Source organism: Thioclava sp. GXIMD4216 (assembly GCF_037949285.1).
Classification (GTDB): domain Bacteria; phylum Pseudomonadota; class Alphaproteobacteria; order Rhodobacterales; family Rhodobacteraceae; genus Thioclava; species Thioclava litoralis.
Window position 1 is genome coordinate 394,380 of record NZ_CP149926.1, and the last position, 15,414, is coordinate 409,793.

20 protein-coding genes and 1 pseudogene are annotated in these 15,414 nt (G+C 58.4%); 17 read left to right on the forward strand and 4 right to left on the reverse strand.

From position 1 onward, the window contains the following. Positions 1–32: 32 nt before the first annotated feature. The 5 genes from WDB88_RS02005 (at position 33) to WDB88_RS02025 (ending at position 3,626) form a co-directional block, all read left to right on the forward strand. A complete protein-coding gene (locus WDB88_RS02005) occupies positions 33–1,067 on the forward strand; it encodes a zinc-binding alcohol dehydrogenase family protein (protein WP_339108539.1) in 1,035 nt (344 codons plus the stop codon). A 28-nt stretch (positions 1,068–1,095) separates the two neighbouring features. Then, on the forward strand, positions 1,096–1,509 hold the full coding sequence (locus WDB88_RS02010; RefSeq protein ID WP_339108541.1) for a nuclear transport factor 2 family protein: 414 nt from the start codon (positions 1,096–1,098) through the stop codon (positions 1,507–1,509). A gap of 68 nt (positions 1,510–1,577) precedes the next feature. Further along, positions 1,578–2,126: an alpha/beta hydrolase gene (locus WDB88_RS02015; RefSeq protein WP_339108542.1), complete on the forward strand. Its 549-nt coding sequence runs from the start codon at positions 1,578–1,580 to the stop codon at positions 2,124–2,126. Between the two features lie 52 nt (positions 2,127–2,178). After that, the gene (locus WDB88_RS02020) at positions 2,179–2,904 is read left to right on the forward strand and encodes an N-acyl homoserine lactonase family protein (protein ID WP_339108543.1); all 726 of its coding nucleotides are present in this window, start codon (positions 2,179–2,181) and stop codon (positions 2,902–2,904) included. A 167-nt stretch (positions 2,905–3,071) separates the two neighbouring features. Then, positions 3,072–3,626, forward strand: a complete 555-nt coding sequence (locus WDB88_RS02025) for a hypothetical protein (RefSeq protein WP_339108544.1) — start codon at positions 3,072–3,074, stop codon at positions 3,624–3,626. Between the two features lie 83 nt (positions 3,627–3,709). On the opposite strand, the gene WDB88_RS02030 is transcribed toward WDB88_RS02025, so the two are convergent. After that, positions 3,710–3,937 carry a DDE-type integrase/transposase/recombinase gene (locus tag WDB88_RS02030; RefSeq protein WP_339108545.1) on the reverse strand — a complete coding sequence of 76 codons (228 nt, stop codon included), beginning with the start codon at positions 3,935–3,937 and terminating at the stop codon, positions 3,710–3,712. Between the two features lie 476 nt (positions 3,938–4,413). Here WDB88_RS02030 and WDB88_RS02035 point away from each other — a divergent pair, with 476 nt between their 5' ends. From WDB88_RS02035 to WDB88_RS02045, 3 genes are read left to right on the forward strand one after another with little or no spacing between them, the layout of a single operon-like run. Further along, positions 4,414–4,797, forward strand: coding sequence for a RidA family protein (locus WDB88_RS02035; protein WP_339108546.1), 384 nt, complete (start codon positions 4,414–4,416; stop codon positions 4,795–4,797). Positions 4,798–4,803: 6 nt separating this feature from the next. Then, on the forward strand, positions 4,804–6,003 hold the full coding sequence (locus tag WDB88_RS02040) for an MFS transporter (protein WP_339108547.1): 1,200 nt from the start codon (positions 4,804–4,806) through the stop codon (positions 6,001–6,003). Positions 6,004–6,057: 54 nt separating this feature from the next. Continuing rightward, a complete protein-coding gene (locus WDB88_RS02045; RefSeq protein WP_339108548.1) occupies positions 6,058–6,864 on the forward strand; it encodes a helix-turn-helix domain-containing protein in 807 nt (268 codons plus the stop codon). Positions 6,865–6,894: 30 nt separating this feature from the next. On the opposite strand, the gene WDB88_RS02050 is transcribed toward WDB88_RS02045, so the two are convergent. Then, the gene (locus tag WDB88_RS02050) at positions 6,895–7,641 is read right to left on the reverse strand and encodes a HEAT repeat domain-containing protein (RefSeq protein WP_339108549.1); all 747 of its coding nucleotides are present in this window, start codon (positions 7,639–7,641) and stop codon (positions 6,895–6,897) included. A 1,113-nt stretch (positions 7,642–8,754) separates the two neighbouring features. On the opposite strand from WDB88_RS02050, the gene WDB88_RS02055 reads away from it, so the two are divergent. Next, a complete protein-coding gene (locus tag WDB88_RS02055; protein WP_339108550.1) occupies positions 8,755–9,246 on the forward strand; it encodes an isochorismatase family protein in 492 nt (163 codons plus the stop codon). A gap of 428 nt (positions 9,247–9,674) precedes the next feature. After that, a pseudogene (locus tag WDB88_RS02060) lies at positions 9,675–10,079 on the forward strand (IS110 family transposase); the annotation flags it as partial. Here the strand turns inward: WDB88_RS02060 and WDB88_RS02065 are convergent. Beyond that, complete coding sequence (locus WDB88_RS02065) at positions 10,067–10,903, reverse strand: oxidoreductase (RefSeq protein WP_339108551.1); 837 nt, start codon at positions 10,901–10,903, stop codon at positions 10,067–10,069. The pseudogene WDB88_RS02060 and the gene WDB88_RS02065 sit on opposite strands and share 13 nt — an antisense overlap. Positions 10,904–10,999: 96 nt before the next feature. On the opposite strand from WDB88_RS02065, the gene WDB88_RS02070 reads away from it, so the two are divergent. The 5 genes from WDB88_RS02070 to WDB88_RS02090 all read left to right on the forward strand — a co-directional run bounded on the left by WDB88_RS02070 (position 11,000) and on the right by WDB88_RS02090 (position 13,826). Next, positions 11,000–11,890 carry an AraC family transcriptional regulator gene (locus WDB88_RS02070; protein WP_339108552.1) on the forward strand — a complete coding sequence of 297 codons (891 nt, stop codon included), beginning with the start codon at positions 11,000–11,002 and terminating at the stop codon, positions 11,888–11,890. A 366-nt stretch (positions 11,891–12,256) separates the two neighbouring features. Continuing rightward, complete coding sequence (locus WDB88_RS02075) at positions 12,257–12,616, forward strand: MerR family transcriptional regulator (protein ID WP_339108553.1); 360 nt, start codon at positions 12,257–12,259, stop codon at positions 12,614–12,616. Further along, positions 12,591–13,031 (forward strand): carboxymuconolactone decarboxylase family protein, encoded by a 441-nt coding sequence (locus WDB88_RS02080; protein WP_339108554.1) that lies wholly within the window; start codon positions 12,591–12,593, stop codon positions 13,029–13,031. The genes WDB88_RS02075 and WDB88_RS02080 overlap by 26 nt, the downstream gene beginning before the upstream one ends. A 32-nt stretch (positions 13,032–13,063) precedes the next feature. Beyond that, the gene (locus tag WDB88_RS02085; RefSeq protein WP_339108555.1) at positions 13,064–13,438 is read left to right on the forward strand and encodes a hypothetical protein; all 375 of its coding nucleotides are present in this window, start codon (positions 13,064–13,066) and stop codon (positions 13,436–13,438) included. Continuing rightward, positions 13,395–13,826 carry a hypothetical protein gene (locus tag WDB88_RS02090; protein ID WP_339108556.1) on the forward strand — a complete coding sequence of 144 codons (432 nt, stop codon included), beginning with the start codon at positions 13,395–13,397 and terminating at the stop codon, positions 13,824–13,826. The genes WDB88_RS02085 and WDB88_RS02090 overlap by 44 nt, the downstream gene beginning before the upstream one ends. 250 nt (positions 13,827–14,076) lie before the next feature. Here the strand turns inward: WDB88_RS02090 and WDB88_RS02095 are convergent, their stop codons facing one another. Beyond that, positions 14,077–14,790: a helix-turn-helix transcriptional regulator gene (locus tag WDB88_RS02095; RefSeq protein WP_339109455.1), complete on the reverse strand. Its 714-nt coding sequence runs from the start codon at positions 14,788–14,790 to the stop codon at positions 14,077–14,079. Between WDB88_RS02095 and WDB88_RS02100 the strand changes: the two genes are divergently transcribed. Further along, a complete protein-coding gene (locus tag WDB88_RS02100; protein ID WP_339108557.1) occupies positions 14,731–14,955 on the forward strand; it encodes a copper resistance protein B in 225 nt (74 codons plus the stop codon). The two genes, WDB88_RS02095 and WDB88_RS02100, sit on opposite strands and share 60 nt — an antisense overlap. 94 nt (positions 14,956–15,049) lie before the next feature. Beyond that, positions 15,050–15,412, forward strand: a complete 363-nt coding sequence (locus tag WDB88_RS02105; RefSeq protein WP_339108558.1) for a copper resistance CopC family protein — start codon at positions 15,050–15,052, stop codon at positions 15,410–15,412. The last annotated feature ends 2 nt before the right edge of the window (positions 15,413–15,414 follow it).

Genomic DNA, 15,414 nt, shown 5'->3' on the forward strand with positions numbered 1-15,414 from the left:
CTTTCCTTTCAGACAAGCGAAAGGGAACATCCATGAAAGCCGTCGGACTGTGGCAGGCTCTCCCTGCCAACGCGCCTGAGGCGCTGATTGACCACGAAATTCCCGTCCCGGAGCCGGGGCTGAGCGATCTGCTGGTCCGCGTCGAAGCCATTAGCGTGAATCCTGCCGACGCACGGGTGCGAATGCGCAAAGCCAATGACGGCAAGTTTCAGGTACTCGGCTGGGATGTTGCGGGCACGGTGATCAAGGCGGGCCGCGATGCGGCCGGTTTCGTACCCGGCGATGCGGTGTTCTATGCGGGCGATCTTACGCGGCCGGGCGGCAATGCGGAGTTGCATGTGATCGAAGCCGCGCTCGTTGCCAGACGCCCCGAAACAATTGCGGCCTCCTCAGCTGCCGCCATTCCGCTAACGGCACTAACGGTGTGGGAATCTCTCTTCGATAGGCTCGCTCTGCCGGAACCCGGCGAGGCAGATGCACCGCTCGGCAAGACGCTGCTCGTGGTGGGCGGTGCGGGCGGGGTTGGCTCGATGGCGATCCAGATCGCGAAGCTCCTGCCTGGCCTCAACGTCATCGCTACGGCGTCCCGCGAGGCTTCGCGTGACTGGTGCCTGTCTCTGGGTGCCGATGCCGTGATTGACCATTCCACCGACATGCCCGCGCAGATCGCGACTCGCGGCCTGCCCGCACCGGATCTCATACTGCTCGCCGCCGATCCCGATGGGCATTTCCCCGCACTAGCACAGCTTATTGCGCCTCAGGGCCGTATCTGCTGCATCGTACCCTTCGATGCGCCGCCCGACATGAACCTGCTCATGCAGAAAAGCGCGAGTCTTGCATGGGAGTTCATGTTCACTCGCGCGATGTTCGCCACTCCCGACCGCGCACGACAGGGCGAGATCCTCGCCAAGGTTGCGACCCTGATCGACGCCGGGCGGCTAACACCACCGGCACCGCAAGAACTCGGCCCGATTACCGCACAGACTCTTCTTGCCGCGCATCGCCACATTGAGGGCAAGCGCACCATAGGCAAGTTGGTGCTCGCCGGTTTTCCTTCCGATCTCTAACCAAATCACCGACTGAAAGGACTTTCCCATGAACGATGCCGCACAGACCGCCGTCGAAATCACCCAAGCTTTCCTTGGCGCGATCTTCTCCGGAGCGATGGAAACCGCGATGGCCCAGACAGCGCCTGATGCCGTTTTCATCTCGACCAACCCGCGCAGAAACTCCGACAATGCCATGCATGGCACATTTACAGGCCACGATGGCGCAGCCGCATTCTTCGGTGGCTTCGGGGAAACGCTTGAGCCGGGCGATTTTGAGATAACGGCCGCCTTTGGCGACGACAACCATGCCGCACTTTACGGGACGCTGGCCCATACCGTCCGCGCCACCGGCAAGCCCTTCGTGAGCGATTGGGCTCTGATCACCTCCGTTGAGGACGGCAAACTAACGCTCTATCACTTCTATGAAGATACAGAGGCCCTCGCCAAGGCAATGAAGTAGGATAGAAATTCGCCAATGTCGGAGCCCGGACTGGGCCCCGACTATACAGCCTAGAGAATGAATAGCACATGACTGATATCATCATCCTACCCGGTATCGGTGGATCCGGCCCCGATCACTGGCAGAGTCTCTGGCAGGCGGAAGATCCCCGCATGAGCCGCTTTGAGCCTTCCGACTGGAACAGACCCGATCTCGCCGACTGGCTCGCAGCACTGAGCCGCGCTATCGCCGAGGCCCCGCGCCCGCCGGTACTGCTGGCGCATTCTCTTGCTTGTCTTCTTGTGCCACACTGGGCGGCTGCAGGGGGAGCGGGGATCGCGGGCGCACTACTCGTTGCTCCCCCCGATCCCGCCAGTTCGCCGTTTCCCGATGAAGCCGCCGGATTCGCACCGGTTCCCCTAAGACCGCTTCCGTTCCCAGCACGGGTCGCGATCAGCGCCAATGATCCATTCGGATCTCTGGATTACGGCAGAAACTTCGCCTTCTCGCTTGGTGCGGAGCTGGTCGAGATCGGAGCACTTGGGCATGTCAACGCCGCCAGTGGAGTGGGACGCTGGCCGCAGGGGCGAACGCTCCTGAGCGATTTCCTCGCCGGACTGGGCAATACGCGTCCTTGAGTAATGCATCCCCCGAATGGCGTCCGTAACACCAAGAGACCAAGGAACCAATGTGAGACTCTTCCTCTTCCTTTATGGCCGGATGCACCCCGGCGGTCTGCCCATACCCGGCTATCTCATTCAAACCGACGCCGGCCAGAATATCCTCGTCGATACCGGCTTTCCCCGCAGCTACGTGGAGGCCCCCAGGCATCCGCCAGGGCTGACGCTGGACATCCGGCCAGAAGACACTGTTACGTCGCGGCTTGCGGAGATCGGCCTCTTACCCGCCGATATCGACATGGTCGTCTGTTCTCATTTCGATGACGATCATTCCGGCAATCACGATCTTTTCCCAAGCGCTACGTTCCTTATTCAGCGCGAGCATTTCGAGCTTGCCCGGACGGGCCACCCTCGGTTTGCCGAGACCCGGCCCGCCTGGGATCATCCCGCGCTGAACTATGTACTTGTGGATGGCGATGCCGAGATTGCGCCCAACGTCGAGCTTCTGTCAACGAGCGGCCATGTGCCGGGCCACCAATCCGTTCTGCTACATCTGCCGGTGACAGGGGCGGTGCTGCTGGCGGTCGATGCCGTTATGGATGCCTCGATGGCCGACCCTGACACGCGGCAGATCTGGATCACAGACTGGAGCGAGGGACATGGCAACGAGACGAAGATTCGCGAGAGCACCCGCAAGGTTGCGCGCATCGCGGTGCGCGAGGGAGCAATAGTCATTTATGGTCACGACGCGAGGCAATGGTCCAGCCTGCGCCTCTCGCCCGACTGTTACGAGTAAAAATACACTCGTGAGAGATCAGCAATAAGTCGTCGCCATGCGTATCACCGGCCTGCGTGATCTTTGTAACGGAAGAAAATCCTCCGCACGAGACTTGATGCGCCCATAAAGATGGCTTCCGCTGAAACAGTGAGATTATCATCGGACCTACAAGAGAGATATCTTAAATGAGCTATAAGCTTTACGTAGTTAAAGATATAAATCTTAAACCCGAAGGTTGCGCCCCATTACCCCAAATCCTTGGGAAGGATATCGACATTATCTACCTAGGTCTGAATGATCTTTGTGATCATGCGAATTTATCTGGGGAAGAACTGCATCATCAGTTATTTCTCAGAGGTGGAATAGATATTGCAGCACGGAAACTAGCAAGTTTCATAGATAGACCAAGTTTCGGCATAGGGTTCAGTGCTGGTGGTACAGCACTTTGGAAATCAACGGTTTTCGGTGCGAGTTTTACCAAGATTTTTTGCGTTTCATCGACGAGGTTACGGAGTGAAAGCAGCATTATAGTCGCAAACAGCGTATTTTTTGGTGGGCGCGACACGAACATACCAACAGAGGACTGGATGAAATCCGTTCCTGACCGTTGCACGATTTATGAGGATGCGCTGCATAACTTCTATCTCAACGATCAATCCGACGAGATGGCGCATACATTTCAGGAAATCACGCAAGACATTGAATTTCTGTCACTTCCTCTGAGACTTCAATCACCATGAGGCGGCCTCAAGGCAAATATTGTCTTGCTCGACCCTATTACCATGGAGACTAGCACGAACAGTAAAGCTGGCAAATGGGAGAATTATTGCGCAGAGTTCAAGACGAAGGTGACTGTGTCTGGCCGCGCCAAATGAGCGGAATTTGTCCGTGATATCGGCTTGGGAACAGACCTCGTGCGTTTCATCAATTTGCGCAAAAGCTGTTTGGCGGCTTGTTTGTCCCGTAAGGACCGGAAGGTTTCGTCAAGAACGACGCCGAGTTGATCAACGGCGCGCCAGAGCCATAACCTGCTATCGGAAAACTTTACCACGACTTTATCAAGATATTAGGTGCCGCAGGTGCCTCGCGAGTTGCAGCCAGAATTTGGTCGTCCAATGCCGAACCGTTTCTTAGGAGACGTCTCTGGCAAGTTCGAGGAGCACCCCTCGACCTCTCTCGGACTTAAATTGAACCGGACGTACAGCAAGACCGCCTAGGCAACAATCGAGGGTGGGACCGGTGCCGCTTGTCGCTGCTGAGAGGTGTCTGCATCGCTGAGATGCCACGTAGTAGACAGCGAGGAGGCATTCGCTACCCGGTTAACGTGACAACTCCGTCCTTCATCATACGAAACACTATTTCGAAAGATTGAATTTTTCAGTGTGGCAAGAGCTCGTCGAGAAGGTACGGAAACAGCTGGATCATTAATTTCAAGATTGTGTGATATCCCAACGTAGGCTCTGGACAGGGCGGTTTTCAAAGCCGATCTTCATATTACTACCTAGGTAGTATAAAAGGAGATGTAGTATGGAAAGAATTTCGTCTGGCTCCCCTTGGGAGCAAAAGGTCGGCTACTCACGCGCGGTCATCAAACGGGGGATAGTCTTTGTTTCTGCAACCGCCGCTTCGGGTCCGGATGGCCAGATTATCGGCAAAGGCGACGCCTATTTGCAGGCGCGCACTATTCTCTACTCTGTCGAGAAAGTATTAATCGAGGCGGGTTCCAAGCTTGAAGATGTCGTGCAAAGTCGGATCTATTTGACTGATATCGCGCTCTTTGAAGATGTCGCGCGCGCTCATGGTGAGGTGTTCTCGGAAATCCGCCCCGCGCTGAGCTTGCTGCATGTCAAGCCTTTCGTGAGCCAAGACATACTGGTGGAAATCGAAATCACTGCGATGAAGGACGCCTGATCTGTCATGTCCGATCCCGTTGTTTTAACGCGCCCCCAGATCTGGCTGCTAACCACCGTTGCCGGTGTGGCGATTGCGGGCAATTTCAGTTTGCAACCGCTTTTGCCCGCCGTCTGCACCAGCCTCGGGGTTCCGATCTCTGCGGCGGGTTGGATCGCAGCAGCCCCGTCGCTGGGATACGCAGCGGGGTTGCTTATCTTCGTCCCGATGGGGGACCGCTACGCCGCGAACAGGCTGATCGCATGGCAGCTTGCGGGGCTTGCGCTTTGCCTTGGCGCGGTGGCTTTAGCGCCCAACCTCGGAGTGCTCCTGCTGGCCTCTGCATTAGGCGGGTCGTTGGCTAGCGCAGCGGCGCAATGCGCGGCATTCGGCGGCAGACTCGCCGGGATGCAGCGGGGCCGGGTCGTCGGTACGATCGCGATGGGGATTGCGCTTGGCATCTTGCTGGGGCGGGTCGTCGGCGGAGCACTTGGCGAGGCGCTAGGGTGGCGGGCAATGACTGCTCTTCTGGGGGCAGTTACTCTCATGATGGGCAGCTCTGTCGCACTCTGGGCGCCGCGGGTCCACGAGTCGGTCGGCGAGACGCGCGTCTTTGGCCTGCTCCGCGCCGTACCCTTGGCTTTTTGCGACGCTCCAGCCTTACGGCTTCTGGCTGTGGCGGGTGGAGCATGGTTTGCGATGTTTTCTGGGACTTGGGCGGTGCTTGCGCTTTATCTCGCAACGCCTGCCTTCGGCTTTGGGCCGATCGTTGCTGGCAGCTTCGGGTTGATCGGTGTGGCTGGGGCGTTGTCGTCGCAATTCGCGGGCAGGGCAAGCGACCAGTTCGGTCCGCGCGTTGTCATGCAACTCGCCCTAGGCGTCGCGATCATCGGGGTTGTATCGCTTGTGGTGTTCGGACATAGCTTATGGGGATTAGCTCTCGGTATATTCCTTATAGATGTCGGTAGCTTTGCTGCGCAGGCCACCAATCAAGCACTGATTCTTGGTCTTACTCCGGGACGCGCGGGGCGCGATTACAGTGCCTATATGGTGGTTTATTATGGTCTTGGCACGCTGGGGGCCGCCTGCGGACCTGTTCTTTTCGCTCATATCGGTTGGAGGGGGCTCTGCCTCTGGAGTCTGGCGCTATGCTTCGTGGCACTGATCTGCGCCAATTTCGGGGCGCGACGGGCAAGAGCCGATCCGCAGGCGATGGCCCCATCGTGAGGCGCCTCCACCTTGCAAATTCCGCAAATTAATGAAGTATGGCGAGCTATGAAAATGAGTGCTGACAATCCTCTTATTACCTCGCTCGGAGCGCTCGGCTTTTCGCAATATGAGGCGCGCGCCTATTGTGCTTTACTGGCTGGGGGCGCGATGAATGGCAACGAAGTGGCCAAGGCATCGGGCGTGCCCTCCCCCAAGATCTATGAGACGCTGGGACGGCTGATTGATAAAGGCGCTGCGTTGAGCGCACAGGAAGATCCAGTGCGCTATGCGGCGCGACCATGGGATGAGGTCTCGGAGGCGCTCAAGGCTAAACTCGATGAGGCAGCACAGACAGTGACCGACGGACTGGCTGCGCTCGAAGCCCCGAGTACGCCGGGCATGATTTGGTCACTTCCCGACCGTAGGGCGGTCTTGTCGATGTCCGAGCGGCTGATCGGGGCCGCAAAAGAGGTGATTTTCGCGGCTGTCTGGGATGAAGAAGTTGCCCTGCTTGGTCCAGTCTTCGAGGCGGCGGCCCAGCGTGGCTGTCGCGTTCATCTGGCGATTTATGGCACGGCACAGCTTGCGGGGCCAATGATTTATGACCTGACCGTATGCGGGGTTTCGGCGATGGAACGAATGGCGGGTCGTCGCCTCATGACACTTGTGGCCGATGGACGCGACGCGCTAGTGGCTGAATTCCATCCCGGTGATAGCGTCGAGGCGGTCCGCACCGATAGTTCAGTGATCGGGCTTCTGGCGACGGAATATGTCAAGGCCGATGTGCTCGGGCGTTTGCTGATCGATGAGATGGGCGAAGCCCGGTTCGAAGAAATCCGCTATAAACCGGGCGATATCGACGCTCTTCTGCGCAGTTAAGCCCCATGCTCGAGGTGCCGTGGCGACGTTTCAGGCGCCTCCAATGTTGCGCAAGGCGCGCTTGACGATCCTCGCTGTTTCTGGCGCAGGGCTCATATTCTCCCAGTCGCGACAGAGCGCACGTACCCAATCGGGGCGATCCTTGGCGGCATCGTTAAGCCAGTTTCCGACAGAATCCTGCACATACTTCGCCGGATCCGCACGCAGGGGTGCCAACAGGCGCAGAGCGCGCGCCGGATCTTCGCGCAGCGGCTTGATATGGGAGCACCAGACGCCGCGGGGGCGGGTTGACTCACACGCAAAACGACGCAGCCGTGCCGAAGGATCTGTAACCCAAGGAGTCAGATAGCAGATCGCCGCGTCGATCTGCGCGGCAATTTCGGGGCGCAGCGCAAGCCAAGCCCATTCGCGCACGCCGAAATGCTCATCATCGGCCAGCGGGCGGATTACGTCCAGCTTGGTCGCCAGAACCATATCGTCGCGTGTGCCGAGTGCAAAACAGGCCCAGCCCCTCACCGTATCGGACGGATGATCGATTAGCCGCGTTGATGCATCCGCGCCCAGCTGATCGTGCAGGATCCGTGCCGCGAGCACCATGCGCCGCGTGATACCTTGTGTTTGTGCCGCGTCCATCTCATTGATCGATGATTGATCGATCTCGGGGAAGCTGGCTTGCATCAGCCTGGCGAAGTCCACTGCGAGGCATTCTGTTAGGGTCGCGGCCTCGATCTCGCCCGCATTCAGCGCAGCGAGTCGCTCTGGCGCGATATCGCTCACTCGTTTAACTCCGCTCACTTTCTCTCTCCCTCTGCGTTGAAATCATGTTTATGCTCGCGCACAAAACCTCACTGCGCAGATTAATTGCACCTTTGTCGAGCCAACCACTGGCGTGGCGAGACGCCGAGCTCGGTCTTAAAGGCTGCGCGCAATGCATGGTCATCGGGAAAACCGCTTCGGACCGCGATACCACTCAAACCGCGAATTCCCGCACACATCAATTCCTGCGCTCTCATCAACCGCAACCGTCGTATCCAATCCCCTAGACTGCCACCGGTTCGCGCCCGTATATGTCGGGTCAGGGTCCGTCTGCTCATACCCGCCCGAGCAGCAAGATCATCGAGTGACGGAGCCAAGGTTGGATCTGCTCGAATTTCATCAAGCAGATCTTCGATGCGCTTATCAGCCGACGTACCCGCTGCAGACCGCTCAATCAGTTGCGGTTGAGTCCCAAACCTCTGTGGTGCTACGACTAGGTGTCGTGCAATTCTATTCGCTTCGCCTGTGCCAGAAATGCGTGCAAGGAGATGAAGGCAGCAATCGATCCCTGAGGCGATTCCTGCGGACGTGACCACGCTTCCCTCGTCCACGAAAATTGCCTTCTTATCAACAGTGACATGCGGGAAACGCAAACTGAAAACCTCACATCGGGCCCAATGGGTGGTGGCGCGCCTTCCATCTAAGATCCCAGATTGCGCCAAACCAAACGCACCGAGACATAGCCCGACGACAATGGCTCCTCTGTCATGCGCAGCGCCAAGTTCGTCTAGGATCGAATTTGGAACCGCCTCTTCGTGATCTCGCCACCCAGGCAAAATTACGATGTCCGCTCCTCGCGCTTCCTTAAGCGAGCAGGGCGCCTCGATATTTAGACCTCCTGAGGCGGTGAACCGGGGTTCAGAAGAGCAAACATTTACGAGATGACCGCTCGTGAGAAAGGACTCTCCAAACACCGCCATCGGCGTGGAAAGCATGAAAGGGCTGATCCCATCATAGGCAATAATTGCGACCTTCATTGGCCCGATATATACGAAATATGCCCATCGGGCCACTGAAACTATATTCCATTTCAGTGTAATTTCTTTGAGCATATACCTCAAAGGAACCTTATTCATGGCTAGAGCACTAATCGTCATCGACGTTCAAAAGGACTATTTCGAAGGTGGCAGCCTACCACTGTGGAACGTCAACGAAATCGAGCAACGTATTGCAGATACCATCAAGCGCTCACGTGATCGAGGTGACAAAATCATCCTAGTAAGGCATATTTCCAAATCTCCCTCAGGACTATTTGCACAAGGCTCCGTCGGCTCAGAAATCAGCCCCTTGATCCTGAGCGTTGCCGAGGACGCGCCCGTGGTCGTCAAACATGTTGCAGATGCGTTTCAGGACACTGACTTGCTGTCTCACTTGGGGGAATGTGATGAACTTCTGCTTTGTGGGATGATGACACAGAATTGCGTAGCGTTCACCGCATTATCACGTTCGGCCGATCGCTTCCGTATACTGGTGGCAAGTGAGCTATGCACAGCCCCCTCGGAGATCGTCCACAAAATTGCGTTGAACGCTTTGGCGTCAAAGGTCGAGCTTGTCGAGCAACCATGACATCTGCCTCCGCCAGGCAACACGAATTATACCTCTCTGACCGAGACTGAACTGATTGGGACAGCACCGCCCAAGCGGTGCTTCCGAAATATGCACAAAAGTTAGTGACGCTTGACCAAGCGGCGTCTTGAAATTGGCGGAGGCCGTTCGCGGAACTCAACCGCGCTGATGACCTCTGGCAAGCGGTTCTGGCCGTCGAGCTTTCGCCATTTCTTCTGCGCGGACATCATAAGCCTGAAAGCCGTAGAGCAAAGGTCGGCTTCGTCCGCATTGCTGACGTTTACAGCGGATGTGTCGCGCAGGTTCGGCGCGACATAACACCCGTTGAGAGCCAAGGGCAGTTCCGAGCGGGCTTGATGATGTAACCGCCCCCCGACGGCATCTCTGTGCCAAGGTGGGATCGCAACAATCCATTCTGGGAGGCGGTTATGTCGGAGATTACCACTGTGGGACTCGATCTGGCGAAGAACGTGTTCAAAGTACACGGCGCTGATGCTCGTGGTCAGGTCATACTTAGAAAGAAGCTGTGACGTGCGCAGGTGTTGGATTTCTTTGCAACGCTTCAGCCTTGCGCTGTGGCGATGGAGGCTTGCGGAGGCGCGCATTTCTGGGGTCGGGAGTTGACCAAGTTCGGCCACGGCGTTCGGCTTATTCCGCCTGCCTACGTGAAGCCGTTCGTCAAGCGTTAGAAAAATGATGCGAACGATGCCGAGGCGATCTGCGAAGCAGCACAACGACCGAACATGCGCTTTGTCCCGATCAAAAGCGAGGAAACACAGGGCGCAGCCAGTGTCTTCCGCGTCCGCGAACTACTGATCCGTCAGCGGACCCAGCCGTCCGTCGAGCAGGTGACCGTTTCCCAATCGTCGATTTCCTGAAGCATCGCGTGCAGTCGGCTCTGCACGAGGCCGAGCGCGTCACTGCCAAGCAGGAGTTGCGGCGGGGGATTGTCCGACATCACAAGGTTGAGGACGGCTGCGGCCAGCTTGTCTGGGTCGCCCAGCTGCTTCCCGTCCTTCTGTTGCCGCGTCTGGCGGATCGGATCGAAAAGGGGGTCGTATTCGGCGATGGAGCGTTCGGTTCGAACCATGGAGCGCCCTGCCCAGTCGGTACGGAATGAACCGGGACAGAGAGCTGTCACATGGACGCCAAACGGCGCCATCTCGCTGCGCATGACCTCGGAGATGCCTTGCAGAGCGAATTTGCTGCCGCAGTAATAGGCGATCCCGGGCATGGTGATTAGGCCGCCCATCGAGGTGACATTGAGGATGAAGCCTGCGCGCCGCTGGCGAAAGCGGGGCAGAAAGGCCTTGGCGACTGCCACGGCTCCGAAGACATTGACGTCAAACTGACGCCGCATCTCGGACAGAGGGGATTCTTCCAGCACTCCCTCGTGCCCGTAGCCGGCATTGTTCACCAGAACATCCACCGGGCCGAAATCGGCCTCTGCCTGATCGACGATCCCGTCGATGCGATCAAAATCCGTGACGTCGCAGAGCACCGTGTGAACGCCGGGCAGACGTTCGAGCAGCGATGTCCGCGCTGCATCAGAGCGAACCGTGCCGATGACTTTGTGTCCCGCCCCCGATGCCGCCTTGGCAATGGAAAAGCCGAACCCCGAATTGGCGCCGGTAATGAAGAAGGTCTTGCCTGACATGATGAGGCCCTCGCTTGAGTGTTTTAGTGAATTGACAGATAGTCTTGATCGAATGCGCCAGTAACGGCATATCCTCTCTCAGAATTGTCCGATCCTATGAAATGCGATGATCTTCCCTGTCAGGCGGACCGGCTCGCGCCCCTTGCGGGGTATAACCGCACGACACTGCCCGGCCTACGCATCCTGCGCTCCGAAACCGTTCTGGAGGACGTCCCGGTCCTTTATCGTCCCGGCGCAGTCTTCGTGCTGCAAGGGGCAAAGCAGGGGTTTCTGGACGGGAAAGTCTATCGCTACGATGCCGATCACTATCTTGCAGTGTCGGTCCCCGTGCCGTTCCGCATGGCGTCCCAAGCTGATCCCGAACACCCTCTGCTGGCGCTCTATCTCGAGTTCGACCTGCAGCTCGCCGCCGAAATCGCCATTGCGTTGGACGCCGTGCGAGAGACGGCGCCTGCGCGAGCCCGGAGCCTGATCTCGAGCCCGATGGAGCCGATAATGCGGGCGCTTTTGGGCAGGGTGCTCGCCGCACTTGCGGATCCCCAGGAAGGCGCGATCTTGGGCCGGGGACTGCTGCGGGAGCTGCATTACCGCGTGCTCGTCGGGCCGCAGGGCGATGCCCTGCGCGCAGCGCTGCGTCAGCGTGGCCCCGCCGGAAGGATTGTCGAGAGCTTGGGGCGCATAAGGGAGAACTTCACTTCAGTCCTCTCCGTGCCGGATCTGGCGGCTGCGGCGGGGATGAGCGTTCCATCCTACCACGCACATTTCAAGCAGCTGACGGGCACGTCGCCAGTCCGCTACATCAAGGCGATGCGCCTTCACGAGGCACGTCTGATGATCGCGCGAAACCACGGCTCCGTTGCCAGTGTTGCGGCCGAGGTCGGCTATCAGAGCGCCTCCCAATTCAGCCGTGACTTCCGCAAGCACTTCGGGCGCAGCGCGATGGAAGAAGCCCGCTGGGTGATGTGGCACTTGGGCGAAGCGTCATGATCGCGTGTACAGCTTCGGGCCTCTCCTTGCGCACATTCAGTGCAAACACTCAGTGTGAATGCCCCGTAAGGCAAATGTTGAGACGACAGGTTTGTCCGCGCTGCCGACCTCGGGGCCCAAGACTATGCTGCGGCCTGCATGAATGGCTGGTCTGGTGAAGCTGCTCCGCAGCGAAGGCGTCTTTGATGAGCGGCAGGAAAGGGCCGGACACGTCGATATCGTTGCGCGGCCCTCGAAAATGACCTGCCGCATTACCGCAAGTCCGCTCCGAGCCCATTCTACCAATCGCAATGTCAGAAAAAATCTTGACTTAGAGTGTGCTCAAACCCCTAGCCTTGGATGCGTCTGGATGAGAATCAGAGTGCCATGAAGATCAGCGAACTCGCAAAACGCACGGGGCTATCGGCTCATACGATCCGCTATTATGAGCGGATCGGGCTTTTACCTTTCGCTGATCGTGATGCTGGCGGACAGCGCGATTATGACGAAGCCATCCTCGTTTGGATTGGTTTTCTCAAACGCCTGAAAACCACCGGTATGCCGATACGTGAAATGCTGCTCTATGCCGAACTTCGCGCGCAGGGGGATCAAACTGGACCTGAGCGGCGTGTGTTGTTGGAACAGCATCGCGAGCGGGTACGTGCGCATTTGGCTGAATTGGAAGACTCCCTTCTCGTCCTCGACATCAAAATCGACAGCTATGTCGAAGCCGAGAAAAGGACGTAAAACCATGACAATTCAAATCAAAGCCGAAGAAACCAGACTGGAGCGCGGGCAACGCGCTCTTGAAACCATCGACGGTCAAGCCGGACAGAACGTGATCGACGCGTTGGCCGATATCGCACCGGATTTCGCCACCTACCTGTTCGAATTCCCTTTCGGTGATATCTATTCCCGCCCAGGGCTTTCGCTGCGCGACCGGGAGGTTGCAACCATCTCCGCGCTGGCCGCTATGGGAACTGCCCAGCCACAGCTCAAAGTGCATATAGAAGCGGGCCTGAATGTGGGGATTTCGCAAGAAGAGATCACCGAAATCCTGATGCAGATGGCGGTTTATGCTGGCTTTCCGGCCGCGTTGAACGGGCTGTTCGCGGCGAAAGAGGTGTTTGCCGCACGTGCACAGGCGGAGGGCCGGACATAAAACCGAACCGCCGCACCGTTCTTGCACAAGTGATGGTGCTGCCCTGCGCCTTGTCCGGCAGGGTCAGCGCCGCGACCCCACAACCTCTGTTCGACGGGGTGAACTCCGCCGTCGGTATGGGCTTCGACGCGCGAGGAAACCTGTTCGTGGCCGAGTGGGGCGCGGGGCGCATCAGCCGTTTTGCGCCAGATGGTGCGCGCACAACCTTTGCAGAGGGGCTTTCCGGCCCGTCCGGCCTTGCCATCGCGCCAGACGGGGCGATCTTTGTCGCCTCCTATTCGAGCGATCTGATTTGGTGTTTCACGCCCGATGGTGAGCGCAGTGCCTATGTGACCGGGCTGGCAACGCCTGCTGGTCTGAGTTTTGACCGCGCGGGGCGGCTCATGTGCGAACCGACGAAGCAATGAGATTCTGGCGGTCGAAAACGGCGCGCTTACTTCTGTCATCAAGGGCCTGAACACGCCCGTAGGTGCTGTTCAAACACCTGATGGCGGCTTTGTCGTTTCAAATATCGGTGGCGGTGTCACGATCCTGCGTCCGGATGGAACGAGGGTCGAAGCAGGTGGGGAGTTCAATACTCCGGGACCGGGGATCACGATGACACAGACCGGTCGCGTTTTTGTTGTCGACTATGGCGGAACGACTGTGCGCGAAATCCTGATGGATGGTGGTTCAAGGGCTGTTGCGGATGGGTTTTCAAGCCCTGTCGGCCTTGTCATTACGTCGGATCAGAGCGCTCTGCTGACTGCAACGTGGGGCGAGAGAGCCGTATTTCGTATTCCTCTTCCCTCATGATGGACTTTCCGAGAAGCGTTCTTCAAATTTCGAATGGCTGCTCAGTCCCGCTTTGCGGACACTGGGCAACCGGGTCATGCTGCAGAATACCACGAATGGCCGGTTCAATGAACTGCATCGCCGCGTACACCCGCCAGATGAATGTCCGGATAGGGCCGTCTCTGCCGGACGGCCCCACTCTTCTGGGCTACCAGCACGCAGCACCGCCGCAGGCCCGGTTCGAACCCAAAGCAATCTTTTTGGTGGTCCGTCACACCATGCTTTCGTCGTGCTGGTACGATGCGAGAAACTCGCTCGGTGTCTGGGACATGACTTGCCGGAAGGCGTGGGAGAAGGCTGCAGTGCTTGCAAAACCGGTCTCTCGGGCGACTTGAGCAATGGCCTTGCCTTGCCCGAGTTCCGGAACGGCCCAAAGGATGCGGGCGCGCTGACGCCAGGCCTTCAATGTCATTCCGGTCTCTTCCGGAAACCGGCGGCTTGCCGTGCGCATGGATGTGGCGGCGCGGGACGCCAGTGTCTCGAGCGGCAGGTCATTGCGGTGGTCGGCCAGCGCGATTTCCGCCACCCGCAGCCCGATCTCGCTCGCAGGCATGGGCAGGTAGGTCGGGGCCTGTTCGATGATCCGAAGCTCGTGCAGGATGAGCCGGAGCATGATCTTGCCCCGCTCCGACGACATGTCGGACTCCACAAGTGCATCCAGCAGGCTGCGCAACAGCGGTGATACGAGAGACACGAAATCCCGCGCGGGAAAGTCCTTCGGCGCCGATGCACGCAACGCGGCGGGCGGCCACAGCACCACGAGAAGCTCGGCATCGGTCATGATGTCCAGTCGATGCGGCATCCCCGGCGGCACCCAAGCTGCCAGCTGCGGCGGCAGAAGCCAGACTCCGCCCTCGGTCCGCAGTTGGGCCAGCCCCGAGGCAACGAAGGTCAGCTGCGCCTGATCATGCGCATGCTCAGGCAGAGCTTAGGGCTTCGTCTGAGCTATGACCTCATCGGCCGCAGCGTATCGCCCTATGCCGGCGTGAACTATGAACGCGCCTTCGGTGGAACAGCCGACATCCTGCGCGATCATGGCCATGAAGTCGACGAGCTGACCGGCGTAGTCGGCGTCAACTTCATGTTCTGATGTTGCTGCGCCCTCTCGGCATCAGCCTTTCTACGCAACGAAAAGCCATGAGGGCGCAGCCTTTTCAACCTGCACCAACCAAGGGAGCACCCCAATGAAACTTCGTACGATCCTGACCTCAGCCGCGCTATCGGTCGCTCTAACCCTGAGCGCAGGCGCGGCCTCCGCCCATGGCAAGGGCATGATGACCATGCCGGGCAACGGCCAGACGGTCGGCGCGAACACCAAGGTCATGCACCTTATGTTCAAAGATCCCATGCAGATCACCACCGTTACGATGAAAGCACCTGACGGTAAGACCTACAAGATCAATGGCCCTGCCGCAAACCAAGCCGTAAAGACCTGGGAAGGTAAGCTGCCGAAGCTCGCACCTGGTAGCTACAAGATCGACTGGCGCGGAATGTCGCCGGACGGCCACCCGATGAACGGCAACTTCGCGTTCAAAGTCGCGAACTGATC

Bases quoted from the DNA above. Each gene is read 5' to 3' on its own strand.
- WDB88_RS02005 (WP_339108539.1), top strand. From the start codon at position 33: ATGAAAGCCGTCGGACTGTGGCAGGCTCTCCCTGCCAACGCGCCTGAG.
- WDB88_RS02010 (WP_339108541.1), top strand. From the start codon at position 1,096: ATGAACGATGCCGCACAGACCGCCGTCGAAATCACCCAAGCTTTCCTT.
- WDB88_RS02015 (WP_339108542.1), top strand. From the start codon at position 1,578: ATGACTGATATCATCATCCTACCCGGTATCGGTGGATCCGGCCCCGAT.
- WDB88_RS02025 (WP_339108544.1), top strand. From the start codon at position 3,072: ATGAGCTATAAGCTTTACGTAGTTAAAGATATAAATCTTAAACCCGAA.
- WDB88_RS02035 (WP_339108546.1), top strand. From the start codon at position 4,414: ATGGAAAGAATTTCGTCTGGCTCCCCTTGGGAGCAAAAGGTCGGCTAC.
- WDB88_RS02040 (WP_339108547.1), top strand. From the start codon at position 4,804: ATGTCCGATCCCGTTGTTTTAACGCGCCCCCAGATCTGGCTGCTAACC.
- WDB88_RS02045 (WP_339108548.1), top strand. From the start codon at position 6,058: ATGAGTGCTGACAATCCTCTTATTACCTCGCTCGGAGCGCTCGGCTTT.
- WDB88_RS02055 (WP_339108550.1), top strand. From the start codon at position 8,755: ATGGCTAGAGCACTAATCGTCATCGACGTTCAAAAGGACTATTTCGAA.
- WDB88_RS02065 (WP_339108551.1), bottom strand. From the start codon at position 10,903: ATGTCAGGCAAGACCTTCTTCATTACCGGCGCCAATTCGGGGTTCGGC.
- WDB88_RS02070 (WP_339108552.1), top strand. From the start codon at position 11,000: ATGAAATGCGATGATCTTCCCTGTCAGGCGGACCGGCTCGCGCCCCTT.
- WDB88_RS02075 (WP_339108553.1), top strand. From the start codon at position 12,257: ATGAAGATCAGCGAACTCGCAAAACGCACGGGGCTATCGGCTCATACG.
- WDB88_RS02080 (WP_339108554.1), top strand. From the start codon at position 12,591: ATGTCGAAGCCGAGAAAAGGACGTAAAACCATGACAATTCAAATCAAA.
- WDB88_RS02085 (WP_339108555.1), top strand. From the start codon at position 13,064: ATGGTGCTGCCCTGCGCCTTGTCCGGCAGGGTCAGCGCCGCGACCCCA.
- WDB88_RS02105 (WP_339108558.1), top strand. From the start codon at position 15,050: ATGAAACTTCGTACGATCCTGACCTCAGCCGCGCTATCGGTCGCTCTA.